Here is a 26,884-nt window from a genome sequence, read left to right on the forward strand (position 1 = left end):
TGCGGCTGTTTTTAACCGGTGCTTTTAGCCGCGAGGCGGGCAAGGGAGGCCGGTATCGTCACAGGCGTTGTTGATACGGAAGCCGTTTTTCAGCCTCGTCGCTACTTGCAGTGGTGCAGATGTGGTGCGGGTGGCTTCAGTCTTGCCGGCCTCTTGCACGAGCGCGTGTTTGCCATCGACAGCTGGTGCGGTTTGTATACCGGTGGCGGCAAATGCCGTGCCCTGCAGGCCGATGATTGCAATGGTTGTCACAACGAGAGCTTTCAATGCGGACTTTGCTGTTACTCGGTTCATGATGTTTTCTCTGCGTGGCTTAATGATGGGGTGGCTACAAATAACTGCATTAAAGTTGCTGAATAGCAGGTTGTTGGCCACGTGAATAATGTCTATTTTTTTTATGACGGTAAGGCTGTTTTTTTGCCTGTGAAAAAAATTTAACTTAGCGTGCTTATTAATAGTGTCGCACCGTTAATCTCATGATGTTTCTCATGCCATTCATGACGCTGAAGTTATAGAGGCTTGCTGTCGAATTTACCGGTACTGCACTAGCCGAGTCCGGAAATCCAGCTCCGCTCTGGTGCCTAGCGTCGGCATCGACTCCAGGGTCAGCGTCCACCGAAATCGTTCGCAGATGCGCCGCACCAGAAAAAGCCCCAGGCCTTTCCCGGTGCCCGCTCTGGTCGAGTTTCTCAGCAGAGACAGGTAGTGGAGGGACGCCTGCGCAGTGTCGAAGCCCCCTCCAGCGGGAACATGCAGCCTTATCAACTGCACTGGGTCCGCGATCCTGGGCTCAAAGCGAATTTGGCGGTCGCTTGCAACGGCCAGAAAGCTGCAGCATCAGCGGCCGAGCTCATCGTGATAGTGGCGAGCCCTGCGCTGGGGTTGCGCACAGCCAACGTACACCTTGCCCACGTTGAAGGTTCGTCTGTGTTGGGAACAGATTCAAAGGCCTATTACCGCAAGCAGATAGGTATGTTCAAGAAGATTCTCGGAGTGGGATCTTCTGTTTTATGGTCGCCGATCGTTGCGCTTGCAGCGCTGATCCGACCGACCCTCTCGCTACTCCCCATCGGCCATATCGGCGGTCGGCAATGGGCGGCACGCAATGCCATCTTCGCAGCTCAAACCATCATGCTTGGCGCAGCCGCGAAGGGCATCGATACGTGCCCGATGGAAGGATTTTCAGGTGCGAAAGTTGCCAAACTTCTCAAGCTGCCACGTGGTGCCGTCATACCGCTGGTTATCGCTCTTGGCTATCGAGCAGACGATGCGAGAATCGAAGAGCGGTGGCGCAATCCGATTTCAGACATCGTCGTTACACACTGAAGTAGAGCCTTAATCACGCGCGTGGCATGCATCATAAATGCCGTTCAGCGTGGGTGTGAAACCAGCACTGAGTTGCCTAGCCGGGTGAGCCCATAAAGCGCGGCTCCGACAGCGAGCATCATGCCGGCACGCAGCCAGGTTTCAGGGCCTTACTGGGTCAGCAAAAGCAGGCAGGAAAGGATCGCCAATAGCGGAATCACCCAATGAACCTGAAAATGGCCGGCGTCGACCTTGTCGCGCTTTAGCACCAGAACCGCAATATTGACGCTGAGAAACACGAACAGCAGCAACAGCACCACGGTTTCAGCGAGCGTCGTCAGGGTGCTGGTAAACGACAGCGCGATGGCAACCACTGTTGTTGCGAAAATGGCCACGCCGGGTGTGCGCCGTTGAGGCAGAACCGAGCCCATCACAGCGGGCAACAGCCCTTCACGAGCCATCCCGAAGGTCAGTCTGCTGGCCATGATCATGGTCAGCAGTGCGCCATTGGCAACCGCAATCAGCGCGATCACCGCGAACCATGGGGCAGGTATCCCCAGCCCCGACGCACTGACCACGTCCATCAACGGGGCCTGCGAAGCCTTCAACTGTTCGACGGGCAGCACCATGGCCGCGCCCACGCCGACCAGCATGTAAACCACGCCTGCAATAAGCAAGGCACCGAACAGCGCCCGTGGATAAACCCTACGCACATCCTTGATCTCTTCGGCCAGGTTGGCAGACGTCTCAAAGCCCACAAATGAATAAAATGCCAGCAACGATGCGGCAAGAATCGCGGTGGCCGGTGAGTTCGTGTCCAGTTCGAATACACGTTGCGGCACACCATTGCCCTGACTGACGAACCAGACTGCGGCCGCAATCACCATCGCCAGCCCGCTCAGCTCAATCAGGGTCATTACCAGATTGGCCGACAACGACTCCTTGATGCCACGCGCATTCAACAGCGCGACAATCACCAGAAAGCCCACACATACCCACTGCGCGGGCCAGCTTACCAACGCCTGGAAGTAGTCGCCGGCAAACGCGACTGCCAGCCCGGCAGCACTGGTGACGCCTGCCGCCACCATCGAAAAGCCGACCAGAAACGACAGCAGCGGTTTGCCGAAGGCTTTTTCGGCATACACCGCTGCACCGCCCGCACGAGGGTATTTGGTCACCAGTTCCGCATAGGACGCAGCGGTCAGCAAGGCGAAGCACAGGGCAATCAGCAGGGGTGCCCAGATGGCTCCGCCGACACGTCCGGCGATAGTGCCTGCCAATGCATAGACGCCGGCCCCCAGCACGTCACCGAGGATGAACAGTGTCAGCATCGGCGCCGTGATTGCCCGGCGCAGCGATGGAGTTTCGGGAGGAGTGGCCATGGTGAAAGAATCCTTTCTCGGCAGGTATAAGAGTTGTGTAAGGGAAGATCGTAAGGGTGAGGGTAAATTCAACGTGATCGCAAAAGGCCCGGATCAGCGGTGTTTTTTGCCGGAACAGGTATTTGAATAACCCCCTGCATTTGAAAGTGCAGCATGAACCAAGAGGTTTTTTCAGGGTCTTATCCGGGCCTTGAAATTCATGGCATGCCTTTTACTTTTCGAGTCTGTCTTCATGCCTGAATCGCACCGTTATTTCTGGCGCATGTGCCTGTACTTAGTGCTTCTGCTGCCCATGTACGCCAGCCATGCCAGTGCCAGTGACGAGCGACAGCTGGTCCAGGCCATCAACGATTTTCGTGGGCAACCTCAGCGCTGCGAAGCACGGATGACAAAAATCTCCAGAGCGCTGACGCTCAACGCCAGCGTAGCGTTGCCGATCAATTTCGCTGGAAGTTCACGCGATGCGCTCAAGGCATCCGGTTATCAGGCGGTCACCGTCCGGACCATACGACTTGCTGGCGCTCAGGGCGCCGGTGAAGCGTTCGGCATGCTCGAAAAACGCTATTGCGGCGCTTTGCTTGACCCGCAATACGCCGACATCGGTATCACTCGCGAGCGGGGCGATTGGCGTGTGGTATTGGCAAAACCGTTGATCGACGAAAGCCTGGAAGATGCACGTTCGGCTGGCCGCATACTTCTGGCGCAGGTCAATGCCGCGCGTGCCAAGCCGCGCATGTGTGGCAAGCAGCCGTTTCCTTCGGCCAGACCGCTGAGCTGGAACACGACCCTGGAAATGGCTGCACAGGGGCACAGCCAGTCGATGGCCAGCGAGAATTACTTCACGCATCGCGGCTTTGATAACGACTCACCGGCAGATCGCGCCCGTGCAGCAGGTTACGGCGGACGGCAGATCGGTGAAAACATCGCAGCAGGGCAGAGCACCGTCAGCAAGGCAATGGCCAGCTGGCTGGCCAGCCCGGGACATTGCGCCAACCTGATGAACCCGATGTTTACCGAGGTCGGCGCGGCCTACGCGACGGCTACCAACGCGGATTACGGTGTGTACTGGACAATGCTGTTCGGCGCTCCCTGATCAACCGAAAAGCCGCCTGAACGGCGGCTTGTCGAACATGCATGAATGGCTCAGACCTTCGAGCCGCTCCAGCGCGGTGCTTCTCTCAATTCGTCACGCTTCTGTTGATCCGGCGATTTGTGTGGCTCGCCGTATTCAACGTGTAACGTGTCATCAAGGCGGTTGGTGGAAGAGCCGCCTTCCTGCGGCGTTTCGTCGAAATGCTTCCACTCGGCACTCTGGAAGCGGAACAGGCTGTCGTCTTCAGGCGCTTCGCGTTCGCGATAGTGGTGGATCGAGTAGTGTGCATATTCGACCTTGTCGCCCCAGTCGGACTGCAGCAAACCGTCTGCCGCCAGATCGCGATACCAGTCGTTTTCCTTTTCGGATGCTTTCTGCTTTTTGTTATGGTCGACGAAATAGCCAATGATCCCGCCGACGACAGCAATCACAACGCCGACGAGGAAGAATGGCCCGGCCAGCGCGGTGGCCGCCGCGCCGCCTGCACCCACCAGCGCCGCGGTTCCCAGTACGCCGGCTGACGCGCCGAAGGCACCGCCGGCAATTTGCAGGCCGCCTGCGGCCTGAGCCAGCTTGTCACCTGACTTCACGCCGTCCTTGATGGTGAATGCACCCAGTACGATATCGGCAAAACCACCAGCCAGATCCGTTGCAGGCCCCAGCACTTTGACGACCGAGCCTGCGATTTTATTGGCAGTTCCAGAGGGCAGCTTGGCCCCTGAAGCCTGCACGGCATCATCCAGCCGCTGGGTGATGCCGCCCATGGCCTGGCGTTCCGCTTCTGCACCGCCAGCCATGTCGCCCAGCGTCGAATTGAGCCGATATTCATCAGTCGCATCCAGTGCGGTGCGGATCTCGCTCAGTTTGCTTGCGGAAATGCCGCTGACCCTGACTTCCTTGGCCTTGCCAAAGCTTTCCTTGCCCCAGATCTCCGGTAACGTCTTGTCCAGCCCCAGCATGTCCACCAGGCCGCCTTTGCCCATCAGGTCGCCAACCTGATCAGCCAGACGTACAAAATGGCTGGCACCACCGGCAAAGCTCAGAAAGTCCTTGGCAATGCCCAGGCGCTGAATCGGTGTCTCGCCTAGCTTGCCGCCGTTGCCGACCAGTTGATAAATCGCCGAGAACAGCGACACGCCTGCTGCAACGGAGCCCATGACGCCTTTGCTATTGAGCGTATTGAAGATTTCGCCCAGTTTGCCGCGATCAGCGACCGGAATGTAGGGTTTGGAAAGGGCTGTCTTGATGTCTGCTTCGCTGACCTTGCCGTTTTTCTGATAGGCATCACCGACCTCCTTGAGCGCTTTGGCGATGTCTGCCGGCTTGGCGTTGCCAACGACACCTTCCTGAAGGAATTTCTCGAAGGTGGGCTGCAGGAAGCGCGGCATATCGACCAGAAAGCCCTTGAGCTCTGCCTTGAGCAGACCGAACAGGTCCTTGGTGGCGAGGGCGTTATTCTCGTCGCTTATCTTCGACGGGTCGGCGACCAGATCGTTGAGATCGCTGGTCAAACCATCGGCCTGAATAGACTGTGCCGCCTTGCTGGCACCTTCTGGATCGACCAGAGCAAGTGAGGACAGGGTGTCGCTCAGGTCTTTCTGCGCCTCCTGGCCAAGGCCCTGCTTTTTCAGGTCCTTGAGGTAAAGTACGTAATCGGGATTGGCGGTGAGGTCGAGCAGCTTCTGCTTGATTTCGTCCTTGTTGGGCACTTTGCCCAGTGCATCGGTCATCTTGCTCTGGTAGTCCTGCTGCACGGTCGGATCAGAGAACAGTGTGGTCAGTTGTTCTTGCAGCTTGCCGCCATCAATGATGTCGTGCATGTCGGCCGAACTGAGTTGGGTCTGTTTGCTGTCGAATTCGCGCCAGGTGCCGCCGAAGGCGCCTTTGGCCTCTTCATAACCGGTCAGGCCGCGACCGTTGTCATAAGCAGCCTGCGCCTCGATTGCCCTGACCAGTTTTGCGCGTGGGTCATCCTTGGCAATATCCCCTTTGTTCACACCGTCGCGGTATTGGTCGAGCAGTTCCTTGGTCGCCAGTTCGCCGACGTTCAGCTCTTCGGAATTCTCATCATCCTTATCGGCTTTCACGCCGGTTTTCTGCCCCATCAGATCCAGCTCTGAAACGGGCGACAGGTTATGTCGACTGCGGGTTTCACCAATATTGCCGGTGCCCAGCTCATTCCATTTTTCCACCACATCATCGTACAACTGCGGGCTGGCATCCCTGGAGACGATGAACTTGCCATCGCTGTTCTCGAAACGAATCAGACCCGCGCCCAATTCGTCCGGTGAACCGATGGTTATGTCCTGATTCTTCAAAAAGTCATGAGGCTCAGCCAACGTGTAACCTTCTTCCCGGCTGCTGTTGATCTTGTTCCAGGCGTCATGGAGGGTGGTTACTTTGTCGAATAGTTCAGGGGTCAAGGCTTCAGTGACGACAATCCGCTCACCGCTCTGATTCTGATAGCTGATCTGGCTTCCTTCCTGGCCAGACACCCAAGTGAACTGTGTAATGTCGTTCAAGCTGGGAATGGGGGTGTTGCGGTCAGCAAGAATCTGCCCTTCGTTGACTGCTGTTTCCATCGCAGTTCTTTTTTGCGGGTCCGACACTATGGTTTGCAGCGCTGCCAGATAATCGAACAACTTCGGATTGTCGTCACGGGTGACCACGACCTTCTCTCCGTTGTGCTCGTAACGGATAGTGTCCGGGCCGACCTCATTCAACGGGCCGACGGTGGTGCCGAATACGGGTGGCCATACTTCGTTGTCACCCGCCCTGCGATAACCTTGCGCTTCGCTCGTGTTCAGCCCGGTCAGGGTATTGAAAGCGTCTTTGGCCGCACTGTACAGCTCAGGATTGTCGCTCTTGGCCACGACGATTTTATTGCCGTCACGGTCGACATAACGCATCACGCCTGGCCCGACTTCATCCACCGGGCCGACCACTGCAAAGCCTGCAATGTTTTCCGGCGGCTTTTCGTCCGCACCTGCCACCCTGTAGCCTTCCCGCTGACTGCTGCCTACGCCGGATAGCGATTTGAAATCCGACGCCACCTGTTTGAAGAGTTCCGGGTTCTGTTGCTGCGAAACGATGACCTTGCTGCCATCGGCGGCTTCATAGCGAATCAGCCCCGGCCCCATTTCGTCCGGTGCTCCGATACGGGCATAGCCGCTCAGCGTCGCTGGCGCGGCAGCATCAGCCTTGGCCGGGGAGTAGCCAGCAGCCACACTGGCCCTGAAGCCTGCCACTCGGGGTTGGTCTTCGACGACCTGACGATAGAGCTCCGGGCTGGTGGATTTGCTTACCAGTACCTGATCGCCTTCCTGGGTGACGTAGCGCACGGTGTCAGCCGCCACAGTGCCGGGCTTTTCTATCGATGCGTAACTGCCCAGCGCAGGTGCCTTTTCGTCTGCGCCCGCCGGCCGGTATTGGCCGCCATTGCGGTTGCTGGTCTGCAGCACCTGGTTGAATCGCGTTCGGGCATTCGCGCCCGGTGCGGGGGGCGGAAGAGGGCCAGGCGCCGGGCTGATCGTGGACGTCGACATAGCATATAACTCCTGTTGTTAACCGCTGGACGTGGAGCAGGCGACTCAATAACTGAGTGCCGCGAGGCAAACGAAACCCTGTGTTCAACGACGAACTCTTTATTCGCGTGAATAGTTTGAACGGCGTCTCGTTTTCAAATCAAAAGAACAGGGCTTATGGGCCGACACTATCATTCCGACAAGTGAAGTGGCGGATCGGTAATCTCTTTTCACAACAATTCACACGCGTCGATAAATAATAAAGGCCCTGGCGAACACCCCGTAAACGTTGGAGCCCCGTCTCGTGGTACATAAAAAATTAATATCACCAGAAATAAACCAGAAATAAATATCACTTTGATATCACTGTTGGTTTGCGGTATTAATTTGTTGTGAAATCTGATTTCACAACGTTTCACAGCATCGAACAAGTTTCGCTGATTACTATTAATTGGCAACGCGGCAAATAGCGTAGTGTCTCTGCATTGCTGTTGTGTAATGGCACATTGACCTGTTCTTGAGCCGGTTGTTAATCCGCAGATAGATCCCTACTCGAAGCAAGGAGAAACAACATGAGTTCGACTCCACCCGTAAGCTCCGGCAATTCAGACGCAGCAATCGAAAAAATGTCGGCGACCTTTGATATGGCTATCGAGAAATCGGCCAAGATCACTGAAATCTCCACTGCCAAGAAAGCAGAGCTGGATGCTACCAAGCAACGTCCACAGAACTGACGTTGTCATGCAGGCAGCGCTACAGCTGCCTGCATTCACTGCGCATCGAAATTCTTCCGATCGACAGTTTTGCCCGGCTTTGACATGCCGTTTCCGGTAGATCACACGGTGGTGACTCGATCATGACAGCCTTGATCTCATTGAGCGGAACGCCCGACGCTTCTGTGCAAGAAAGCGGCGTAGCCCGGCTCGAAATTCTTCATGGTTTGCATCAGGGCGTTTCGCTGCTCCTGGACAATCCTGTCTATGTGATTGGCAGTGCCGCCCCGGCCGACCTTGTGCTGGGCGATGCTGATGTGGCCGAGCAACATGTTCGTCTGCGATTCTCCGTTGAATACGTCGCAATAGAAGCCTTGGGCGGCGATGTGACGGTTTTCGATAGCCTTGGCCAACGTCGGGTTGTCAACGTCGGCCACGGTCAACGAATCTCCTTGCCTGTCGAGTTGCTGGTCGGACAGAGCAGGTTGTGCTTGCGCAGCACACGAAGTGCCCGAGCCATCCCCGCTGTGTCCCGCCGCCTGGTGCTGCTTAAATGGCCAGCACTGGCTGCACTTTTGTTGCTGGTGACATGTGCCACTGCATTTGCCTTTCGTGCACCTGCCGAGTCGGCCCGGCACTCCATTGCAGATCCCGTCCCTGGTTCGTCAGTGCCCGGCAAGAACGCCCCTACACTTAGCCAGGCTAGAAGCTGGCTCGAGGGCGCGTTGCAGGACGCCAGGCTCACGCAATTGCGGGTTGAGGAACAGGGCGGGCAGCTCAGTGTCGAGGGCGCTTTTCCCGCTGCCCAAAAAAGCAGCTGGCTGCAGATTCAACAGGCCTTTGACACTCGGTTTGGCCAGCATATTGTCTTGACGCCCAACGTGCAGGCAAGCGCGGCGTTTGCGGCACCTCGCGTGCGCTTTCAGGCGGTGTGGTTCGGTCGCAATCCCTACGTGATCGATGAGCATGGCAAGCGTGTTTATCCCGGCGCACTGTTACCTGACAACTGGAGGCTGGAGAGCATTGAGGGCAATCAGGTCCGTCTTGTGCGCGGTGATGAAAGGTTTGCCTTCACTTTATGAAAGTCGATCTGCGGCCCGTAGCGCCGCCTTCAGCCGATTCTTTGCCCGCAGTCGAGCGCGTTGCTCCGGCGCAGCCGCGTCAGGGAACCCGTTTCGAAGCGCTGCTTGATCAGCGCGAGCGCAAGGTTCGTCGTTCGTTGCGTGGCGAGCTGGAGCAGACCGGGCAGGCTTCTGGTGTCAATGCGCAGCTTTTTGGTACGGCCCGTTCGCTACAAGTACTGCGCTATGTGCTGGACGAAGTGTTACCGGCACTGGACGCCGAACCGGAGATCCGCGAGCTCGCCGAAGACGTGATTCGTGAAGAAATCGACATGCGGCTGCTATTGGAACAGCAGCGCGCCGAGGTGCAGTCATGAGCATCAGTCAGGATCGCGAATGCATAGAGTTGCTCCATGGAATGGGTGATCTGTACCGGCGCAGCGGCCAGCCACAACGTGCACTGGTGATGTTGCTGATTGCGATACAGCTGGCACCGACGAACAGCGCGCTGCTGCACAGCCTGGTGCTGGCGTTCACCGACAGCGGAGACACCGACCGGGCCATTGCGGCACTGGACAGGCTGGTCGAGCAGCAAGGCGAGAGCGCCGCGCTGCTTCTGTTGCGTAGCCGCGCGTTGTGGAAGGCCGGCCGCAAGGACGACGCGCGGCATTGCTTCAGACGCTACCTGGAAGCCCGGAGGGCTGCGCAATGACCCTCATGAATGCTCTGAATCGCTTGGCGGTAACTGCGTCTAAACGCACAGATGTGATCATCGTTGCGTTCATGCTGATGGCTATCGCAATGATGATCATTCCGATGCCGACCTATCTGGTGGACGCGCTGATTGGAGTCAACATCGCCCTGAGCCTGCTGATTCTCATCGTCGCGTTCTACATCAACCACTCGGTGGAGTTTTCCGCGCTGCCGCCGCTGATCCTGCTCAGCACGCTGTTTCGTTTGTCGCTCTCGATCACCACCACTCGCCTGATTCTGCTGGACGGCAATGCCGGTCATATCGTCAAGGCGTTCGGTGATTTCGTGATTGCCGGTCAGGTCGTTGTGGGGCTGGTCGTATTTCTGATCATTACGGTTGCCCAGTTCGTGGTCATTACCAAAGGCGCTGAGCGGGTCGCCGAAGTCGCTGCGCGTTTCACCCTGGATGCGATGCCCGGCAAGCAGATGAGCATTGATAACGACTTGCGCAACGGTGACATCGACCAGTTCGAGGCCAGACGTCGTCGTTCACGCCTGGAGCGTGAAAGCCAGATGTTCGGAGCCATGGACGGCGCCATGAAGTTCGTCAAGGGTGATGCCATTGCCGGGTTGGTGATTCTGTTCGTCAACCTGCTGGGCGGCATGATGATCGGCATGGTCCAGCGCGGTATGCCGTTCGCCGAAGCCGCGCATGTCTATTCGTTACTGACCGTCGGTGACGGCCTCATCGCGCAGATCCCGGCACTGTTGATTTCTGTAGCCGCAGGGACCGTGGTGACCCGCGTCAACAGCGACGGCGAAGAGCGTGACCTGGGCACCGAGATTGTCAGGCAACTGAGCGCCAGCCATCGTGCGCTGGGTCTGACTGCGCTGATCCTGCTGGGCGTAGGCATGCTGCCGGGGTTTCCATTGCTGGTGTTTGTCGGTCTGGCCGCCGTACTGGGCGGCAGTGCGTTTGTGCTCTGGCGCCGGGATCGTCGTGCTGCCCGGTCACTGGTCAAGGACGAGCTGCCAGAGTATGAAACGATGGCCGAGCCCGGTGCTTCCTCTGGCGCTTCCGGGGCTTCGAACGGTGCTGCGGAAGATGCCTTGGAAAGCGCCGAGCGGCCACGCGATAGCCAGGTGCTGTTGAGTATCGGAACCGGACTGGCTGAGGCCGCCCCGTTGCAGCCCCTGCGTCAGCGTATCGAAGCGTTGTGTCACGACATTCGCATCGATCTGGGTGTCGAGGTGCCGCTGCCCGAGGTTTATCTGGACCGCAGCCTGCCAGTCGATGGCTTTCAGGTCGAGCTTGAAGGTGTACCCGTCAGTGAGGGCGAATTCAGCGGCAAGGCGCTTCTGCTGCAGGACGATCCGGTGCATGCACAACTGGTTTCTGTCGAAATCTTTGAAGCGCCTTCGCCGATCGGTTCCCGTCCCGGCCGCTGGGCAGGGCGTGAGCATGCGGAACGTTTGCAGGATGCCGGTATTGGTTTTCTGTTCGCCGATGAAGTGTTGCGCGAAGTACTGGACCGTATGTTGCGCCGTTATGCCGCCGACTTTCTGGGTATTCAGGAAACCCGCCTGATGCTGGAACAGCTTGAGGGTAAGTACGGTGAGCTGATCAAGGAAGTGCTGCGCATTCTACCGCTGCAGCGTATCGCAGAGGCCTTGCGTTTGCTGGTCTCTGAAGGGGTATCGATACGCAATCGTCGCGGCCTGCTGGAGTCGATGGTGGAGTGGGGCAGTATTGAATCTGACGCGGGCAGACTGACCGAGCATCTGCGCGCAGGACTTGCGCGGCAGATCAGTCATCAGTATGCCGATCGCAACCGGGTGATCAGCGCCTTTGTACTGGCACCTGCGCTCGAAGAACAACTGCGCGCCACGCTGGCTCGCCAGGAAAAGAGTCGTGATTCGCTGCCCGATGACATCGGCCGGACCGTACTGGTACAGCTGCGTCGCCTGTGCGACATGCTGCCGGAACATGATTCGACGGTGTTGCTTGTGCATTCGGAGCTGCGTCGGTGCATGCGCCGTCTCATCGTGCGCGGCGAGCTGCAACTGGCGGTTCTGTCTTTTCGCGAGCTAGCCAGTGAATACAACCTTCAAGCGGTCGGCACTGTCAGCCTGACCGATGTCCTTGCACGCCCGGCATCCAGGGCCGGTGCTGCCACTCCTCTGGCGACTGCCTCATGACCTCAGTAAGCGTAATCCGGATGTTTCTCGTGGGTGTGGGCGCGTTGCTCATGGCCACAGGTTCGTTTGCCGAAAACATTGCCAAAGGAGCCAAAGGCACAGTCGATCTGGCCATCGGTGAAGGCCGCGTTCTGCATTTTTCAGCCCCCGTGGACTCGGTGATGGTGGCCGAGCCGGGTATTGCCGACTTGCAGGTGGTGTCACCCGGCGTCATATACGTGTTCGGCAAGGCCGCAGGGCAGACCAGTCTGATTGCCCTGGACAGTGGGGGCCGGGAGACCGCTGCGTTGAGTCTGGCGGTAAGCAGCGGCACTGCTGCTGTGACACGCCCGCTCAAGGCGTTGCACCCGCAGAGTCAGGCGCGGATCAATGCCTCCGGCAGCCGGGTGATTGCCAGTGGCTCCGTGCAGGATGTCGGTGAAGCAACCGATCTTAATGCCTTGCTGAGCACCGAGGGGCAGAACTTTCAGTCGACGGTAAACAGTGCCACTTACGCAGGGTCGGCCCAGGTGAATATCCGCGTGCGTTTCGCCGAAGTCTCGCGCTCCGAGCTGTTGCGCTATGGCGTGAACTGGAATGCCTTGTTCAATAACGGCACTTTTTCATTCGGTCTGCTGACGGGGGGCGCTTTGGCCGCCGATGCAGCGGGCGGCGCGTCGAACGTGATCAGCGCCGGGCTTGCGTCGGGCAATGTCAACATCGACGCGATGCTGGAGGCGCTGCAAAGCAACGGTGTGCTCGAAGTTCTGGCCGAGCCGAACATTACCGCCATGACCGGGCAGACTGCGAGCTTTCTGGCTGGCGGTGAAGTGGCGGTGCCGGTGCCGGTCAACCGTGAAGTGGTCGGTATCGAATACAAGCCTTACGGCGTGTCGTTGCTGTTCAGCCCGACGCTGCTGCCCAACGGGCGCATTGCGTTGCAGGTGCGTCCCGAGGTCAGCAGCCTGATGAGTACCACCACACTGGACGTTAACGGCTATCAGGTGCCGTCGTTCAGGGTACGACGTGCCGACACTCGTGTGGAAGTCGGCAGTGGTCAGACGTTTGCCATCGCCGGGCTGTTCCAGCGTGAAAGCAGCCAGGACATGGACAAGGTGCCGATGCTGGGCGACATGCCGATTCTGGGCAATCTGTTCCGCTCCAAGCGCTTTCAGCGCAACGAAACCGAACTGGTGATTCTGATCACTCCATATCTGGTCGAGCCGGTCAAGGATCGCGTGGTGGCGACGCCGCTGGACAAACAGCGCGCCGCCAGTACCGCGTCGGCAGGTCCGCGCAGTGGTGGCGCATTCGGCTTTTACATGAACTGAAAGGGAATGGCCATGAACCTTATCTGCGCTATGTCACGCCCGCCGGTTCTGATGCTTTTATGTCTGCTGGCAGGCTGCAAGACCCACCTCGACCCAGTGAGCTATTCACCGGATTATGCGGCGATCACCCGTGCCGATGGCCGTGTGGAGCTGGTGCCCCAGGCCTGTGTGCAACCAGCTGCACAGGACGAGATCGGAGTAGGTGAGGATTTTCAGCCGTTGTTGCCGCCGGGCTGTGCCAGCAACCTGATTCTGCTGCAAATGGTCGAGCAGCGCGCAGATGTCATGCACGGCCGTAACACCGGGCCTGTCATGGCTGCACCGGTCGGGCGCGCCGCGCAGGTTTACATCGACGGGTATGACCGCGAAGAGCTGCGTCGGCGTCAGGCGGAGCAACAGGCCAGCACCGACACACAGGAGGCCCGATGACCTCAGTTAGCGTCAATCAGCCCCAGTTCACGAGCCTGCTCGGTGCGGTCCGGTATGGCCTTGACGCGCCGGGCTTCGGCGATCAGCTTGCCGCGTTCGGCCTTGGGGATGTCGTCGAAGGTCATGTTTTTGAGATCTTTCTCTTTTCCGGCCAGGACCATGACCAGCAGCTGGTTGCGTTGATGCCGGGGTTGCGCAAGGGGCGACTGGCTGACGCTGCGGATGGTCTCCAGGGCCTTTTGGTCGTCATCGCCCAGAGCGTATGCCAGAGCCAGATTACATCGGGTGTCGAGGTCGTTCGGGGCCAGGCGCAGGCTGGTGCCGAAGGCGCTTTGAGCGGCGTCGGCCTGACCACTCAGAATGTGCGCGATGCCCAGACGGTTCCAGGCCTGTGGCTGCTGCAACGCATTGGCGGCCTGGGTCAGCGCAGCGATTGCGCGTTCCAGCTTGCCCTGACGCAACTGCGCAGTACCCAGGCCCAGCAGCGCATCCGGGTCGTCGGCTTTCAGCTCAAGCGCCCGTTGATAAGCACGCTCTGCGCCACGCGTGTCGTTGCTGACGAGCAGGGCTGCACCGAGTTTGCGCCACGCCTCGACACCCGCTTCGGGCTGCTGCGTGGCGCGCTGGTAGAACGACGCTGCCGTCGTCGAGTCGCCGCGTTTCTCCAGGTCGGCGGCCAGTTGCATGAAGCGCTCGTAGCTGGCGTCGGATTTGGGCTGAGTCGAACACGCCGCCAGACTCAGGCAGCCGAGCAACAACAACGTGGGGACGGAACGAGGTGGCATGGGCAGGGCTCTTGTGAAAGGGGGCGGGGCGAGGCGTTTCAGCCATCGACAGCCTTTGAGGACGAGCGCCATTTTATAGCCCCTGCGCTGAATAGCGACCGTTTTCTGAAGCCTGTCTGCCAGCGGCCGTCGCATTGTCACGGAGGGCGTCATGAAGCACTTCAGGGCTGACCCGCCAGTTTCAAAATTGCTGATGCTGATCCTGCTGTGCCTGTTATCCGGTGTGCTTAAGGCCGCCTCGGAACGTCAGCCAGACTGGTTCTCAGAGCCTTACGCCTACGTGCTGGTCGACCAGGATATTCGCGGTGCGCTGACTGAGTTCGGTCAGCACCTTGGCCTGATCGTGGTGTTTTCCGAGAAGGTCCGGGGCAACGCAAGAGGCACGGTACGTGGCGAGGATGCCGGTGAGTTTCTCACCCGCTTGTGCGATGCGAATCAACTGAGCTGGTACTTCGACGGCAACGTACTGCACATCGCCGGTGCCGATGAGGTCGCCACCCGTGTGTTCGACCTGCAAGGGCCGCGGCTTGAAGAGTTGCAGCGTTATATGGCGCGGCTGGAAGTGTCCGGCCAGCCGATGTCCAGCCGCGTCAGCCCCGATAGCGACAGCCTTTTTGTTTCAGGGCCGCCAGCCTGGCTGGCGCAGATTCAGCACCATGTGGATCGTCAACCTGCCGCCGAAATCGCGCCTGTAGTGCGTGAACGCGGCGTGCGGGTGTTTCGTGGCGGTGTCGTCACTCAAGTCGCTACCGACCGTCAGTAAACCGAAGAAGGAGCACTACCCATGTCCATCAACGCCGTAGACAGCAATGTAGACATCAATGTTTCCAGTCAGGAATCGCGCTTCAACGCCGCCGTCGAAAACGCCGAGCAGGCTGCCAGCGACAGTGAGTTCAACGATGCCCTGATTACCCAGGCGGTCACCATTGGCGGGCAGTTCATTATCATGCCGCGCGCTCAGGAAATGCTCAACGAAGCCCAATCTGACGACGACTCTGAATAGGTTCCGACCATGACCGTCAATCCAGCTGCATCACCGGCGGCGGCTGCCTTGCCTTCGCCGGGAGGAGGCGGGGTTCCGCAGGCTTCCCAGAACCTCTTCGAACACATGGCCGAGACTTCCAAAGGCATGCCGCAGGGCGCCAGCCCGCATCAGATCGGTAGCAACCTGATGGAGCGACTGGATGGTTTTATTGACCGCTCGCGGCAGTTCTCAGAGCGGGCCGATGCGCTGACCCAGGGTAATGCGCTGCAGTCCGCCAATCATGCTCCGAGCCCAGCCAGCAGCGCTGCTCAGGCGCCGGGCAAGGTAGGTGAGCCGCAGGTCGATCGCATCGTCCAGTCGCTTGGACGGATGTTCGATTACTCCATCGAAACCCAGATGGTGGTACGCGGGGCAACCCAGATATCCGGTTCTGCCAACACCCTTCTAAAAGGTCAATGAACCATGTCCAAACGCCGCCGTGTTTTGCGCCTGTTGATAGTGGCAACGCTTGCCAGCCTGTTGCAGGCCTGCGATATCGATCTTTACACCAACCTCGGCGAGCGTGAGGCCAACGCCATGCTGGCGGTGCTGTTGCGTGATGGCATCCCGGCGTCACGCAAGGTTCAGGACAACGGTCAGCTCAAGGTGATGGTCGACGAAAAGCGCTTTGCCCAGGCGATGGCGGCGTTGGACGACGCAGGCCTGCCAGGGCAGAGCTTTTCCAATATGGGAGAGATTTTCAAAGGCAATGGCCTGGTGTCCTCGCCGGTGCAGGAGCGCGCGCAGATGGTGTATGCGCTGAGCGAGGAGCTGTCCCATACCGTTTCGCAGATCGATGGCATTCTGTCCGCGCGGGTGCATGTCGTGCTGCCTGACAATGATTTACTCAAACGGGTGATTTCGCCGTCCTCGGCATCGGTGCTGGTCCGTTTTGACCCGCGAACCGACATCAATGTGCTGATCCCGCAGATCAAGACGCTGGTTGCCAACGGTATCTCCGGTCTGGGCTACGACGGTGTTTCAGTCACGGCGATCAAAGCAGTCATTCCCGACAAGGCCAGTGCCCAGCCGCAGTTGGGCAGTTTTCTGGGCCTGTGGATGCTTGAAGATGACCTGCCAGCGGCACGCTGGCTGTTTGGCACTCTGCTGCTGGTTGCGTTGGTGCTTGCCGGACTGCTGGGCCGACAGTTCTGGCAGCGACGCCGGGGCGAGGGCTCATACGTGTTGAGTGAAGCGTCATGAACACGGCGCTGACCAGCCAGTGGCACGCACTGGCCGAACGTCCCTTGGTCTTTGTCCGCGAGCGCTGTCTGGCCGAATGCCTTGAACGTGACGTTGATGCGGCCCGACTTGCAGCGTTACGCGCTTCACCGCGCTTTACCGCACGCCTTGAACAATTGCTGACCGGACATTTCAAGCTACAGCCGCTGGCGCAGCTGGACCTGCCTGCGGAACAGGATCTGGCTGTACTGCTGCTGAGCGAAAGCGATTTTTCGCATTTGCCACGCCTGTGTGGTGCGGTCTGGCACGCGGCAACGCTGAGTCAGGAAATTCGTGGCGAAGTGGTCAGCGAGTACCGTCGTCTGCTGGGTAACGACACATTCTCGCTGGCCCTCACTCATCGGCATCTGGCCGGTGCGGCCAATCTATTGCGTGCACCTGCCGAGTTGCTCCAGGCCATCGATCGCGATGGCGCTGCCTGTGTGGCCGCCTGGCTGCAGTCCTGTCCTGCACAACTGCAGGCCTGGTTGCGGCTGCGGCTGGCTGAACCTGTGCACGCTGCACAAGATGATGCAAAACAGGTGACGGTGGTGCAAACCGTTGCTCGACACCTGACGGAGATCAGCAGCCATGAGTGATCTGCCAACACGACCAGGCTCCCGGGTGTTGCGTGCTGCGGACGCCGCTCGCTGGATCGACGGATTTGCCTTCATCGAAGCCGCACATGAAGAGGCACGTTGCGTGCGGGAAAACAGCGCGCAATGGCTCGAACAGGCTCGCGCCGAAGGCTTCGAGCATGCCAGACAGGAGGGCGCCGAACGGGCCGCTGCATTGCTGGCACAGACCAGCGTCGATGTCGACCGCTACCTTGCCGGGCTGGAAACCTCGCTGGCTGAACTGGCACTGGGTATCGCCCGACAGGTACTGGGAGAGATTGACGAGCGCGAGCGGCTGTTGCGCTGTACTGCGCACGCGTTGGCAGCGTTTCGTCAGGATCAGGCGTTGACTCTGCATGTGCCCGGCGCTGAAGTCGAAGGTCTGCGCCAGCACCTGGCCCACGCGCCGCTGCCCCTGCATTCGCTGAGTATCGAAGGCGATGATCAGCTTGATGCAGGGCAGGCGCGGCTGGATGGCCCGGCGGGGTCCGTGGAGCTCGGGCTGGAGGCCCAGCTGGATAATCTGCGCCGTGCGCTGTTGCCGCTGGCAGAAGGTGATTCGCGATGACTGAGGCCCTGACGACGCTGCTGCCCAACCTCGGTTTGCGCTTGCAATTCGCCCAGCCCAGGCCCATGCGTGGGACGCTGCGCAGTATTCGTGGCGTGTTGCTGCGCGCCAGCGTCGCCGGCGTAGGCATTGGAGAGTTATGTGTGCTGCGCGATCCGGGTAACGGCCGAGAGCTGTCGGCGGAAGTTATCGGCTTCGATGAAGATGACGCGATCCTGTCGCCTATCGGCTCGATGGAGGGCCTTTCGACGCGCACCCAGATCATCGCCACAGGCCAGGCGCTCGGCGTGCAGGTTGGCGATGCCTTGCTGGGTCGTGTGATCAGCCCTATGGGCGAGTTTCTCGACGGACCTGCGCCGACTGCCACGCTCGGGATGCAGCATTATCCATTGCATGCAGAACCTCCGGCGCCCTTCAGCCGCCAGCGAATCGTCAAGCCACTGTCATTGGGCATACGAGCTATCGACAGCCTGCTGACCCTTGGCCAGGGGCAACGCATGGGTATTTTCGGTGAGCCGGGGGTGGGCAAGTCTTCCTTGTTGGCGAGTATCGTTCGCAATAGCGATGCCGACGTGATCGTCATCGGGCTGATCGGCGAGCGTGGCCGTGAAGTACGCGAACTGCTTGAAGGGCAACTTGATGCCACGGCCCGGGCACGTACCGTGGCGGTGGTTGCCACCTCTGACCGGCCTGCCGCCGAGCGGGTCAGGGCGGCTTACGTAGCGACCACTCTGGCTGAGTATCACCGTGATCAGGGGCGCAATGTGCTCTTGTTGATGGACAGCCTGACCCGTTTTGCCCGTGCCCAGCGCGAAATTGGTCTGGCAGTGGGGGAGCCGCCGACCCGGCGCGGTTATCCGCCTTCTTTTTTCTCGGCATTGCCGCGCCTGCTGGAGCGCGCCGGCCCTGGCCCGCAGGGCAGCATCACGGCGCTTTACACCGTGTTGACCGAAGGTGATGCGGCCATGGACCCGGTGGCCGAGGAGACTCGCTCAATTCTTGATGGCCATATCGTGCTGAGCGCCGAACTGGCGCAGCGCGATCACTTTCCGGCAATCGATGTTTTACGCAGTCGCAGCCGCTTGATGGACCACATTGCGACTGCCGAACACAGGCAACTGGCATCACGGCTGCGTGAGTTGATTGCCCGTCGTCAGGAAATCGAACTGTTGATTCAGGTGGGTGAGTACGCGGCTGGCAGTGACCCGATAGCCGACGAGGCCATCGCCCGCCATTCGCCGATTGAGGCATTTCTGCGTCAGCCGCCCTCCGAACATGACAGCCTTGCGCAAACTCTGGCTCGCCTGCGCAAGGTGCTGGCATGAGCCCGTTTTTCGATTCGGCTCCTGATTCGCTCTACGACTCGACGCCGATTGGTCTTTGCTATGGAAAAAAACGATGAAGAAGGCAGACCTGTACAGCCTGCAAGCCTTGCGTCTGTTGCGTGAGCAGCGCGCTGCCGCTCATCTTGGCGCTCAACGGGAGCGCTGCCGTGATAGCCACACCGAGCTGGATCAGGCTCGGGAAAAGTTACGCCTGCACCGGGAACAACTGGCTCAGGAGGCCGAGCAGGCGGTCGGCCAGCTCAGCGAGGGCCTGTCGGTCAGCGAGTGGAAGGTCGTTCAGGAGCGCTTGAAGCAACTGCATGACGAACGCAAGGCATTGCAGGCCGATGCCGATAATGCGGTGTTGAACCTTGAGACTGAAGAGCAGGCACGCAAGCGGCTCAGGCAGGCGCACCTTGAACAGCTGAAAAAGTCCCGAGCCTGGCAGAACCTCGTCGAACAGCGCATGCGCAACGATGCGCGGGCCAGTGAGCAGCGCGATGAGGCCGATCAGGCAGACCTGCCCGTCAAAGGATCCCCACCTGGAGACGAGCGATGACGGTGTGCGTACAGCCAATGCCTTTGCCTCCAGGCATTGGTTCAGTCCGAAGCCGGCTTGCCCGGTTCGATGCTGATCTGCTGAGTTTGCATAACCTGTTGCATCGCCAGACAGCACCGTGGCGGATCGTCCTTGGGCAGCGCCCCATGCACGTGAGCCTGGCCAGCGAGGGTGGCGAGTGTCGCCGGCCGGTGAGGGTGGCAATCAGGTTCGGACAGGCCTGCTTCGAACTTGTCGTTCCGTCGCGTCTTTTCGAGCTGTCAGGGCTGGGCTGGCTGCCAGGTGCGTCAGTCGATACCCAGACCGACACCTTGTTACTGGAGCAGGCCTGGCTGAGCTGGATCGAGCCTCTGGAAGCATTATCGGGCGAGCCTGTTCAGGTGCTCCCGTGGCCTGCACATCCGCTCGAAAATCCACTCAGGCTCGCGTTGGAAGTGCGGCCTGATGAGGGGCAGGCACAGACGCTGGAAATACATTTGAATGCTGACAGCGCCCGGCACGTCATCGCGCTGCTCGACCGTAACGCCGTTACAAGACCGCAGCCGCTTGATGCATTGGTGCTCACGTTGAGTGTCGAGGCCGGGCAGGCGCCATTAACCACCACAGAGCTGCACAGTCTGGTGCCGGGCGATGTGGTCATGCTCGACACCCTGGCCGACACGCAGGTGCTGCTGCGGCTGGGCAAGCGCTACCAGACGGTTGCCAGGCACCAGGGTGAAACCCTCGAATGGCTGGGTCCTCTGCGGACCGTCAGTCCCCATTACGTCTCCCACACTTTCAACAGGAACGATTCGATGAGTGAAATGACCGACGGTTCCGATCTGGATACTTCGCTGGACGAATTGCCGCTTACGCTGGTCTGCCAACTGGGCAGCGTTGAACTGACGCTGGCGCAACTTCGCGAGATGGCGCCGGGCAGCCTGTTGCCGCTGGCCGGTTCGAGGCACGATGAGGTGGACCTGATGGTCAATGGCCGCCGTATAGGCCGTGGCGAGTTGGTGAGTATCGGCGACGGTCTGGGTGTGCGACTGCTGGGTTTCACTGCCTCATGAACGGTTACCAGCCGAACCTGATCGAAATCATTCTGGTCGTCGCTACTATCGGTTTGATTCCTCTGGCCGTCGTGACGCTGACGGGATTCATGAAGATATCCGTGGTGCTGTTTCTGATCCGCAATGCGCTGGGCGTGCAGCAGACGCCGCCCAATCTGGTGCTTTACGGCATTGCGCTGATTCTGTCGGTGTACGTGACCACGCCGCTGATCGGCGACATGTACCGGGAGGTGCAAGGCCGCGATCTGAGCCTGCAGAATGTCCAGCAACTGGAGGAACTCGGCAGCGCCTTGCGCCCGCCATTACAGGCGCACCTTTCGAAGTTCGCCAATGAAAGCGAACGCGGTTTTTTCGTCCAGGCCACCGAAACCATATGGTCGCCCGAGGCGCGAGCCGATCTGCGCGATGACGATCTTGTCGTGCTGATTCCGGCGTTCGTCAGTTCTGAACTGACCCGTGCCTTCGAGATCGGTTTTCTGCTCTATATCCCGTTTCTGGTCGTCGACCTGTTGGTCTCCAATGTGCTCATGGCGATGGGCATGTCGATGGTCTCGCCCACCTTGATTTCAATCCCGTTGAAGATTTTTCTGTTTGTGGCGCTCAGTGGCTGGTCAAGACTGATGCACGGTCTGATCCTGAGCTACGGAGGCTGACGCCGTGGGCCAGGATGTTTTTCTCTCGCTGATGAACAAGGCGCTGATGACTGTCTTGCTGCTCTCCGCTCCGGCGTTGATCGTGGCCATTGTCGTCGGCCTCAGTGTGGGCCTGTTACAGGCACTGACCCAGATCCAGGACCAGACACTGCCGCAAGTGGTCAAGCTGGTAGCGGTATTGCTGGTGATCGTGTTTGTCGGGCCGTTGCTGGCCGGGCAGGTGGCAGAGCTGGGCAATCAGGTGCTGGACAACTTTCCCTTGTGGACCCGATGAGTCGTCATGGGCGCTGATCTGACCAATGCGTTCATCGAAATCGCTTATCCGGTGATCAGTTCCGCATCGCTGGCAGCTTCGCGGGCGATGGGTGTGGTGATCATTACCCCGGCATTCAATCGTCTGGGCCTGACCGGCATGATTCGTGGCTGCGTGGCAGTGGCGATCTCGGTGCCGATGATCTTGCCGGTGTTCTCGGCGTTCACTTCTATGCCCGAGCACAGCGGTTTTTTCCTCGCGGGGCTGATGATCAAGGAGTTGCTGATCGGGCTGCTGATCGGCCTGTTGTTCGGCATACCGTTCTGGGCTGCCGAGGTGGCTGGCGAACTGATCGACCTGCAACGGGGTTCGACCATGGAGCAGCTGGTCGACCCTTTGGGGCAGGGGGAAGCGAGCGTGATGGCCACGCTGCTGACCGTCATGCTCATTACACTGTTTTTCATGTCGGGCGGCTTTATTCTGATGGTCGATGGTTACTACCACAGCTATCAGCTCTGGCCAGTCACCGAGTTCACGCCGTTGTTCAGCAGCGCTGCCCTGACCTCCATTCTGGCCATTCTCGACCAGGTGATGCGCATTGGTGTGCTGATGGTCGCGCCCTTGCTGATTGCGATGCTGATCACTGATCTAATGCTCGCGTACCTGTCGCGCATGGCACCCAGCCTGCATATTTTTGACCTTTCATTGCCGGTCAAGAACCTGTTTTTTGCGGTGTTGATGGTGGTTTATATCGGGTTTCTGATTCCGGTCATGATTGACCAGCTGGCGCAATTTCGAGGAACGGTCGAGGTTCTGAAAACGCTGGCCAGCGAGGGCCCGGGATGAGTGAGTCGAGCGAGGAAAAAAGCCAGCCGGCCTCGGACAAGAAGCTGCGCGACGCTCGCAAGAAGGGGCAGGTTGCCAAGAGCCAGGACCTGGTGTCGGGCATGGTCATCCTGCTGTGTACCTTGTGCATCTCGGTGCTGCTGCCCAAGGCACGTGCGCAGGTCGAGGCACTGATAGATCTGAGCGCACTGATCTATATCGAGCCGTTTGCAGAGGTCTGGCCACGGCTGCTCGATCACGCCGAGCAGATTGTCATCGGCATTACAGTGCCAGTGGTAGCCGTGACTGTCGGCGCGGTGATCCTGACCAACATCGTGACCATGCGCGGCGTGGTGTTTTCGATCGAGCCGATTCAGCCGGATATCAAACGTATCAACCCGACCGAGGGTTTCAAGCGCATTTTCGCCGTGCGCAACCTGATCGAGTTTTTGAAGGGACTGGTCAAGGTTGTGTTACTGGCACTGGCATTCTACGTCGTCGGCCGCCAGGCGCTTCAGGCCCTGATGGAGTCATCGCGATGCGGCGAAGGCTGTATCGAGTCGACGTTCTATCTGGTCCTCAAACCACTGGTATTCACCGTGCTTGCAGCGTTTCTGCTGGTCGGCGCGGTAGACGTGCTGATGCAACGCTGGCTGTTCGGCCGTGAAATGAAAATGAGCCATAGCGAGCAGAAACGCGAGCGCAAAGATATTGATGGCGACCCCATGATCAAGCGCGAACGCCAGCGTCAGCGTCGCGAAATGCAGGCACTGGCCACAAAGCTTGGGTTGGGGCGCGCCTCCTTGATGATTGGCGACAGCGGAGGTTGGGTGGTGGGCGTACGCTATGTGCGCGGTGAGACACCGGTGCCGATAGTGGTCTGTCGTGCCTCGTCACAGGATTCGAGCACCTTGCTGGCAGAGGCCTTGTCGCTGGGCATTGCCCGCTGGCCCGACGCAAGTCTCGCCGAAATGATCGCCCGGCGCAGCGTAGCTGGTGATCCGGTGCCGGAAAATACGTTTCAGGCAGTGGCCGATGCGCTGGTGGCGCAGCGGCTGATCTGACGCCTGACGCCGTATTTCAATGTACCGCCGGGCAATGGCGAGGGGCTGGTGTACCGGGCGCGATTTTCAGGCGGTTGAGGTCTGCGTTGATGCGCCAGGCCCAGAAATGTGTACCGTCCTGCCGAGCGATGTCCAGCGCCTGGGTCAGCATCTTGCGTACCTCTTCCAGCGCATGAGTGTGTGGCTGACTGAGCATCAGCTGTGCCTTGACTCTCATGATCTCCGGCAAATACCAACGATCATGGTGTTCAACAGCGTTGATGTGAATTTCATCCAGCGTTTCCAGCGCAAGGGGTTCAAGCCGCAGTGCGGCCAGACCTGATACGTACTCGGTGTGCAGCATCGAACACAGCGGCGTTTCCACATGGTTGCGCAGCTGTTGAAGGGCTTCTCCCAGCAATGGCACGCCTGCTGCCGGGTTGCCTTCACGGATCAGCAGGATACTCTCGTAGCAACTGGTCAACTGACGCCAGATATGCAGCGGTTGCCGTTCGCTGCTTTTTTTAAGCACATCCAGAAAGTGACGTGTCTTGTGCAGCGTGCCTGCAATCAGCGTTGCGGGTATCGCACTGATGGCCAGGGTATACCAGAGCGTTGCGGGGTGACTCAGGGCAATGGCCTGCTTCACGTTGGTGTCCAGGGCAACCATCGCCTGGCCGGTATTGCCAACCAGCAACTGTACCTGGGCACGCAATGATTGTGCGGCAATTCGCTGGTCGAAATGCATGTCGATGATATGTGACGAAGCAGACCTTGAAGCGCCCAGAGCTTCTTCGATCGCCTGCCCGGCGGTTTTCATATCGCCCATGTAAAACGCGCTGGTGGCGCGCATTCGCCTGCCCAGCAACTGGCAGTCGGCGATTCTGTAATCCTTGCCCAGCGCGAGGAATCGCAAGGCTACCTCTTGAGCCTCGCGGTGCCTGTTGCTACAGGTGTGGTCGTTCCATTGGCCCCACAAAGCGCGCAGGCGATACTCGGAGTCGTTGAGCACTTCGGCATCCTCACTGACCTGTTGCCAGACCTCGCGCATTTTCTGCCCGGCGCCGTAGGTAAGCATCAAAATACTGCCGGACATGGTCAACAAGCGCATACGCTGACGACGATCCATCTGCGCCTTTTCTTCGACGTGACGCGGTGTACCGAGGCTGACCCAGTCCTGGTACTCGCGCACCAGCGACAGCCTGAGCCACAGGGGTGAGCTGCTCAGGGTCAGTTCTACACCAAGTTGTCGATCACCCGCGGCCGAAAAGGCCCAGGTCAGTGCTGCGCGAATGGTGTCGATCTCTGCGGCGTAGCGTTGGGTCCAGACGTCTTGTGTCAGCTGATCGAGATCGATTCTGGCCTGGTTGAGCAGGCGCAGTGCCCACTGGGCGTGGGCGCGGCACAAACGCGGCACATCATCGAGCTGAACGAGCTTGTCATGAGCATACAGACGCGTGGTTTCCAACAGTCGAAAGCGCTTGCCCTGGCTGTGGTCAAAGGTTCCGAGCAGGGATTTTTCGAGCAGGCTTTCCAGCATCGGTAGCGTCATGCGTACATCCGGCAAGCCGATATTGACGATTGCCATGACGCCATCAAGCGTGAACGAGCCATTGAAAATGGACAGTTGACGCAGGAGTGCCTGCTCGTGCCCGGTGAGCATGCCGTAGGTCCAGTCCAGCGTGGCGCTTAGCGAACGCTGACGCGGTAACGCGGTGCGCAGTCCGGTCATCTGCAAGCGAAAACTCCCGTCCAGCAGCCCGACCAGATCGGCAATGCCGAATGTCCTGACGCGTGCAGCGGCCAGCTCGATTGCCAACGGATTGCCGTCCAGTTTGCGGCAGATGGCTGCGACCGCTCCGGTATCGCTGTCAGTCAACACAAATGCGGGGTCCTGCTCTCGGGCACGTGTGACAAACAGTTCCACACCCGAGTAGGCAATGGCAGTCTCGGCGCTGATAGTCTGGTTTTCGTCCGGTACTTGCAGGGGGCTGAGTTCATGCACCCATTCGCCTTGTACGCGTAAGGGCTCACGGCTGGTGACCACTACGCAGCACAGTGGGGCATTGGCCAATAATGTTTCTACGGCAGAGGCGGTTTCATCAAGTACATGCTCGCAGTTGTCCAGTACCAGCAATTGCGGCCGCTTTGCCAGTGAGGGCGGGATGTCACGCAGCGGCTGTTCGTTTTCAGTGCTTAAACCCAGGGCGAAGGCAATCCTGCCCACGACAGGCTGAGCGCAGCTGACCGGTGTAAGGTCGACGAACGCGGTGCTCAACGAGGCATGTGCAGCCAGGCTATCAGCCAGCGCCAGCGCCACGGTGGTCTTGCCCACGCCGCCAGGACCTGTCAAGGTCAGCAAGCGACGCTCCAGCGTCAGTTCATGCAGCTGCCGGATCAGCGCGTCACGGCCAAGCACCTGGCGCTTTATCGCCGGTGCCGCAGCAAATGTGTCCTTTGCAGGTGCAGGTAGTGCAGGAGCGGTTGCTGGTTGCACGCTCACCGGTGCGCTGAATCGATAACCCCTGCCTGGCACGGTGACGATATAAGTGAAATCGTCCTGCTCTTCCAGCGCTCTGCGCAACGTCACGATCTGCGCGCGCAGGTTGCATTCTTCCACCACTGCCTTTGGCCAGGCCAGTGCCAGCAATTCGGCCTTTTCCAGCAGTTCGCCGGGGCGTGTTGCGAATGCCACCAGCAGAGACATGGCGCGACTGCCCAGCGGTACCGGCTGCGAGTGCCTGAACAACAGCTGCTGCTGCGGGTGCAGCACAAAAGAGCCGAAGCGGATAGCTTCCTGCCCCTGGAGAGCGTCACGTGTTCTGATATCGACCGTTGTACCCGGGCCGCCTGTTTCAAAATCCATGCTTAGACCTGTATCAGAAGTAACAGCCGTGCTACCGCACCTTGCAGGAGCATGAGGTATTGATCTGTAAACGGTTTTTTTGATCTGCTTACATCCCGTAACGTCAGCTCGGTGAGCTTGACGCGCCTGTTCGGGTGGGACGCTGAATCTTAATTAGCTGATGTGACCGTTTAGTTAGCCATGCATAAACCACGCCCGTAGTAATGGACATCATTTGCCGGTCAACCCGAGTACCGTCTGTCGACTGAGCGATAATTTTCTACAACCCTCATAAAGCGTCTCGGTGAGTTCGACGACTTCGGGCCCTGGACGGTTGAGATATTCATGCGAAAAACCGGCAATGTGCTGTATTGACCCTGCCTTCAAGCTGTATGGCTTGTCAGC

General features: G+C 59.2%; 26 protein-coding genes and 2 pseudogenes. 22 read left to right on the plus strand and 6 right to left on the minus strand.

Features of this window, described 5'->3' with window-relative positions; genetic code table 11:
- Window positions 1-24: 24 nt before the first annotated feature.
- The gene (locus tag RYC17_RS03785; protein WP_057403681.1) at window positions 25-267 is read right to left on the minus strand and encodes a hypothetical protein; all 243 of its coding nucleotides are present in this window, start codon (window positions 265-267) and stop codon (window positions 25-27) included.
- 264 nt (window positions 268-531) lie between these two features.
- A pseudogene (locus RYC17_RS03790) lies at window positions 532-744 on the minus strand (ATP-binding protein); the annotation flags it as partial.
- 6 nt (window positions 745-750) lie between these two features.
- Here RYC17_RS03790 and RYC17_RS03795 point away from each other — a divergent pair.
- Window positions 751-1,326, plus strand: a complete 576-nt coding sequence (locus RYC17_RS03795; RefSeq protein ID WP_316902539.1) for a nitroreductase family protein — start codon at window positions 751-753, stop codon at window positions 1,324-1,326.
- A 44-nt stretch (window positions 1,327-1,370) separates the two neighbouring features.
- Here RYC17_RS03795 and RYC17_RS03800 read toward each other — a convergent pair.
- A pseudogene (locus tag RYC17_RS03800) lies at window positions 1,371-2,687 on the minus strand (APC family permease).
- A gap of 232 nt (window positions 2,688-2,919) precedes the next feature.
- On the opposite strand from RYC17_RS03800, the gene RYC17_RS03805 reads away from it, so the two are divergent.
- On the plus strand, window positions 2,920-3,780 hold the full coding sequence (locus RYC17_RS03805) for a CAP domain-containing protein (RefSeq protein WP_410478448.1): 861 nt from the start codon (window positions 2,920-2,922) through the stop codon (window positions 3,778-3,780).
- Window positions 3,781-3,830: 50 nt separating this feature from the next.
- On the opposite strand, the gene RYC17_RS03810 is transcribed toward RYC17_RS03805, so the two are convergent.
- Window positions 3,831-7,325 carry a hypothetical protein gene (locus RYC17_RS03810; protein ID WP_316902541.1) on the minus strand — a complete coding sequence of 1,165 codons (3,495 nt, stop codon included), beginning with the start codon at window positions 7,323-7,325 and terminating at the stop codon, window positions 3,831-3,833.
- A 551-nt stretch (window positions 7,326-7,876) separates the two neighbouring features.
- Here RYC17_RS03810 and RYC17_RS03815 point away from each other — a divergent pair.
- From RYC17_RS03815 to RYC17_RS03845, 7 genes are all read left to right on the plus strand, one after another.
- Entirely contained in the window at window positions 7,877-8,038 is a 162-nt protein-coding gene (locus tag RYC17_RS03815) for a hypothetical protein (protein WP_003377029.1), read from the plus strand.
- A gap of 122 nt (window positions 8,039-8,160) precedes the next feature.
- Window positions 8,161-9,099, plus strand: coding sequence for an FHA domain-containing protein (locus tag RYC17_RS03820; RefSeq protein ID WP_316902542.1), 939 nt, complete (start codon window positions 8,161-8,163; stop codon window positions 9,097-9,099).
- Complete coding sequence (locus tag RYC17_RS03825) at window positions 9,096-9,455, plus strand: hypothetical protein (RefSeq protein WP_004660832.1); 360 nt, start codon at window positions 9,096-9,098, stop codon at window positions 9,453-9,455. The genes RYC17_RS03820 and RYC17_RS03825 overlap by 4 nt, the downstream gene beginning before the upstream one ends.
- Window positions 9,452-9,790: a tetratricopeptide repeat protein gene (locus RYC17_RS03830; protein WP_316902543.1), complete on the plus strand. Its 339-nt coding sequence runs from the start codon at window positions 9,452-9,454 to the stop codon at window positions 9,788-9,790. Before RYC17_RS03825 ends, RYC17_RS03830 begins: the two co-directional genes overlap by 4 nt.
- Window positions 9,787-11,970, plus strand: a complete 2,184-nt coding sequence (gene sctV / locus RYC17_RS03835) for a type III secretion system export apparatus subunit SctV (protein WP_316902544.1) — start codon at window positions 9,787-9,789, stop codon at window positions 11,968-11,970. The genes RYC17_RS03830 and sctV overlap by 4 nt, the downstream gene beginning before the upstream one ends.
- Window positions 11,967-13,280, plus strand: coding sequence for a type II and III secretion system protein family protein (locus RYC17_RS03840; RefSeq protein ID WP_230018466.1), 1,314 nt, complete (start codon window positions 11,967-11,969; stop codon window positions 13,278-13,280). The genes sctV and RYC17_RS03840 overlap by 4 nt, the downstream gene beginning before the upstream one ends.
- A 12-nt stretch (window positions 13,281-13,292) precedes the next feature.
- Complete coding sequence (locus RYC17_RS03845; RefSeq protein WP_054072669.1) at window positions 13,293-13,709, plus strand: hypothetical protein; 417 nt, start codon at window positions 13,293-13,295, stop codon at window positions 13,707-13,709.
- Between the two features lie 2 nt (window positions 13,710-13,711).
- On the opposite strand, the gene RYC17_RS03850 is transcribed toward RYC17_RS03845, so the two are convergent.
- The gene (locus RYC17_RS03850) at window positions 13,712-14,494 is read right to left on the minus strand and encodes a tetratricopeptide repeat protein (RefSeq protein WP_230018468.1); all 783 of its coding nucleotides are present in this window, start codon (window positions 14,492-14,494) and stop codon (window positions 13,712-13,714) included.
- 151 nt (window positions 14,495-14,645) lie between these two features.
- Between RYC17_RS03850 and RYC17_RS03855 the strand changes: the two genes are divergently transcribed.
- The 13 genes from RYC17_RS03855 to RYC17_RS03915 all read left to right on the plus strand — a co-directional run bounded on the left by RYC17_RS03855 (window position 14,646) and on the right by RYC17_RS03915 (window position 23,655).
- Entirely contained in the window at window positions 14,646-15,257 is a 612-nt protein-coding gene (locus RYC17_RS03855; RefSeq protein WP_230018469.1) for a type III secretion protein, read from the plus strand.
- Window positions 15,258-15,278: 21 nt separating this feature from the next.
- Window positions 15,279-15,497 (plus strand): hypothetical protein, encoded by a 219-nt coding sequence (locus tag RYC17_RS03860; protein WP_002553572.1) that lies wholly within the window; start codon window positions 15,279-15,281, stop codon window positions 15,495-15,497.
- A 9-nt stretch (window positions 15,498-15,506) separates the two neighbouring features.
- The gene (locus RYC17_RS03865) at window positions 15,507-15,938 is read left to right on the plus strand and encodes a hypothetical protein (protein WP_058407503.1); all 432 of its coding nucleotides are present in this window, start codon (window positions 15,507-15,509) and stop codon (window positions 15,936-15,938) included.
- Window positions 15,939-15,941: 3 nt separating this feature from the next.
- Window positions 15,942-16,721: a type III secretion system inner membrane ring lipoprotein SctJ gene (gene sctJ, locus RYC17_RS03870; protein WP_057412399.1), complete on the plus strand. Its 780-nt coding sequence runs from the start codon at window positions 15,942-15,944 to the stop codon at window positions 16,719-16,721.
- Window positions 16,718-17,338, plus strand: coding sequence for a type III secretion protein (locus tag RYC17_RS03875; protein WP_122281369.1), 621 nt, complete (start codon window positions 16,718-16,720; stop codon window positions 17,336-17,338). Before sctJ ends, RYC17_RS03875 begins: the two co-directional genes overlap by 4 nt.
- Complete coding sequence (locus RYC17_RS03880) at window positions 17,331-17,924, plus strand: FliH/SctL family protein (RefSeq protein WP_122281368.1); 594 nt, start codon at window positions 17,331-17,333, stop codon at window positions 17,922-17,924. Before RYC17_RS03875 ends, RYC17_RS03880 begins: the two co-directional genes overlap by 8 nt.
- The gene (locus tag RYC17_RS03885; protein ID WP_005743516.1) at window positions 17,921-19,249 is read left to right on the plus strand and encodes a FliI/YscN family ATPase; all 1,329 of its coding nucleotides are present in this window, start codon (window positions 17,921-17,923) and stop codon (window positions 19,247-19,249) included. The genes RYC17_RS03880 and RYC17_RS03885 overlap by 4 nt, the downstream gene beginning before the upstream one ends.
- Before the next feature lie 73 nt (window positions 19,250-19,322).
- On the plus strand, window positions 19,323-19,808 hold the full coding sequence (locus RYC17_RS03890) for a hypothetical protein (protein ID WP_057401729.1): 486 nt from the start codon (window positions 19,323-19,325) through the stop codon (window positions 19,806-19,808).
- A complete protein-coding gene (sctQ, locus tag RYC17_RS03895; protein ID WP_058401418.1) occupies window positions 19,805-20,860 on the plus strand; it encodes a type III secretion system cytoplasmic ring protein SctQ in 1,056 nt (351 codons plus the stop codon). Before RYC17_RS03890 ends, sctQ begins: the two co-directional genes overlap by 4 nt.
- Window positions 20,857-21,513, plus strand: a complete 657-nt coding sequence (sctR, locus tag RYC17_RS03900) for a type III secretion system export apparatus subunit SctR (RefSeq protein WP_004658168.1) — start codon at window positions 20,857-20,859, stop codon at window positions 21,511-21,513. The genes sctQ and sctR overlap by 4 nt, the downstream gene beginning before the upstream one ends.
- 4 nt (window positions 21,514-21,517) lie before the next feature.
- Window positions 21,518-21,787 (plus strand): type III secretion system export apparatus subunit SctS, encoded by a 270-nt coding sequence (sctS, locus tag RYC17_RS03905; protein WP_002553581.1) that lies wholly within the window; start codon window positions 21,518-21,520, stop codon window positions 21,785-21,787.
- A gap of 6 nt (window positions 21,788-21,793) precedes the next feature.
- On the plus strand, window positions 21,794-22,612 hold the full coding sequence (sctT, locus tag RYC17_RS03910) for a type III secretion system export apparatus subunit SctT (protein ID WP_004643252.1): 819 nt from the start codon (window positions 21,794-21,796) through the stop codon (window positions 22,610-22,612).
- On the plus strand, window positions 22,609-23,655 hold the full coding sequence (locus RYC17_RS03915) for an EscU/YscU/HrcU family type III secretion system export apparatus switch protein (RefSeq protein ID WP_230018471.1): 1,047 nt from the start codon (window positions 22,609-22,611) through the stop codon (window positions 23,653-23,655). The genes sctT and RYC17_RS03915 overlap by 4 nt, the downstream gene beginning before the upstream one ends.
- Before the next feature lie 16 nt (window positions 23,656-23,671).
- Here the strand turns inward: RYC17_RS03915 and RYC17_RS03920 are convergent, their stop codons facing one another.
- Window positions 23,672-26,500 carry an ATP-binding protein gene (locus tag RYC17_RS03920; protein WP_230018478.1) on the minus strand — a complete coding sequence of 943 codons (2,829 nt, stop codon included), beginning with the start codon at window positions 26,498-26,500 and terminating at the stop codon, window positions 23,672-23,674.
- Between the last annotated feature and the right edge of the window lie 384 nt (window positions 26,501-26,884).

The organism is Pseudomonas syringae group sp. J248-6, assembly GCF_032586995.1.
GTDB lineage: Bacteria > Pseudomonadota > Gammaproteobacteria > Pseudomonadales > Pseudomonadaceae > Aquipseudomonas > Aquipseudomonas amygdali.